The organism is Neobacillus sp. NRS-1170 (genome assembly GCF_050468025.1).
On sequence record NZ_JBITPF010000123.1, the window covers coordinates 1 to 1708 of the forward strand.

Annotated in this window: 1 protein-coding gene; it reads left to right on the forward strand. The window is 39.6% G+C overall.

The genetic code is table 11. The features are described 5' to 3' along the window. Positions 1-126: 126 nt before the first annotated feature. Positions 127-1254 carry an IS110 family transposase gene (locus ACIFOT_RS32195; RefSeq protein ID WP_430073029.1) on the forward strand — a complete coding sequence of 376 codons (1128 nt, stop codon included), beginning with the start codon at positions 127-129 and terminating at the stop codon, positions 1252-1254. The last annotated feature ends 454 nt before the right edge of the window (positions 1255-1708 follow it).

Below are 1708 nucleotides of genomic sequence, written 5' to 3' on the forward strand. Positions count from 1 at the left end.
GCAGTTTAGTCATAATGAACGAAAAAGCTCCAGTTCGCTTAACGTAGATTGCACTTGTCCATAATGGTAAAGCACTACCAAAACCATTAACCAAGTGTAGAGCTACACACGAAAGGAGCTATTATTATGAAGGATGTACAAAAATTTGTTGGTTTAGACGTTTCAAAAGAAATGATTTCTGTGGCAGTTGCGGATGAAGGACGAGGTGAGCCTCGCTTCCATGGTAATATTCCAAATAATGCCGAATCTGTACGTAAATTAATGAAGAAACTTGGCAACCCTGAAAATTTACATGTTTGTTATGAGGCTGGATCTACTGGTTATAGTCTTTTTCGATTACTTTTCTCTATGGAAATCGATTGTATTGTCGTGGCACCTACTCTAATTCCTCGGCGATCGGGAGATCGAGTAAAAACGGATCGAAGAGATGCGTTAAGGCTTGCTCAACTTCTTCGCGCAGGAGAACTAACTGCTGTATGGACCCCAGATGAAGATCATGAAGCCTTACGTGATTTAATTCGCGCACGACATGATACAAAAGAAGATTTACAACGTGCTCGTCAAAGATTAATTCATTTCTTACTTCGGAATGATATCCGTCCAACTCAAGGTACCCGAAATTGGACAGTGAAACATCGTACATGGCTAAATACTTTAAAATTTGAAAAACCATCATTACGCGTTGTTTTTCAAGAATATCTCCATGCGATTAAGGAGATTGAAGATCGTATGAAAAGGATTGATTCAGAGATTCATCAAGAAGCCACTGATAGTGAACATGCACCTGTTATTCAAGCGCTTCAAACATTAAGAGGAATCGCTGAAGTAACGGCAGTTACGTTGGTAGCTGAAATAGGTGAGTTCTCAAGATTTTCAAGCCCTAGACAATTAATGTCCTATGCTGGTCTAGTTCCGAAGGAATATTCAAGTGGGTCTAGCCGATGGCAGGGGTCAATAACCAAAATTGGGAATGCACAAATCCGTCGTGTTCTATGTGAGTCTGCTTGGGCATATCGTCATTCACCGTCTTTAAAAGGAGAAATATTGAAAAGGCAAGAAGGACAAGATCCTGAAGTTAAAAGAATCTCGTGGAAGGCACAAGACCGTCTTCATAAAAAATATTATCGAATTACATCTCGTGGAAAAAGTGGAAAACACGCTGCTGTAGCTGTAGCTAGAGAACTTATTGGATTTGTCTGGGCGATTGGTTGTTTCATTGAAAATCAGAAAACCAGTGTAACAAATGCAGCTTAAATTCTATTAAAAGTAAAAAAATATCGATTCCTTAACTCAATGAATTTTTGGTATTGAAGTTTTGGCTCGGAGGCAAAATCCTCGGTAAGGAGAACCCTCATCTTCAACTATGCACTAGGTATCTTTATAACTGAACGTGCGCGTTTAGTCAGAGGCAGCTCCGTGACGGATAGGATTGAAATGCGGTAACCAACCCGCGAATATCAGACTGTAAACCGCCGTCAGCGTTATTTGCCTTCGTGCCAAGAGTTTAAACTGCTGTTTTCAGCTGTATAATTATATCTTTTTCTTGGTTTCGTTCGTCAAGGGAAAACCACCCTTGACAAAGAAACCAAGAAAAAGATGAATGGTCTGTAAGCTGAAAAAAGCCCCTTTCTATCCAAATTTGGATAGAAGGATCATGTTTTAATCAAGTTTAACAGTGGGCTTGCTTTTTTCGTTCATATCAGTTGAA

Bases quoted from the DNA above. Each gene is read 5' to 3' on its own strand.
- ACIFOT_RS32195 (WP_430073029.1), top strand. From the start codon at position 127: ATGAAGGATGTACAAAAATTTGTTGGTTTAGACGTTTCAAAAGAAATG.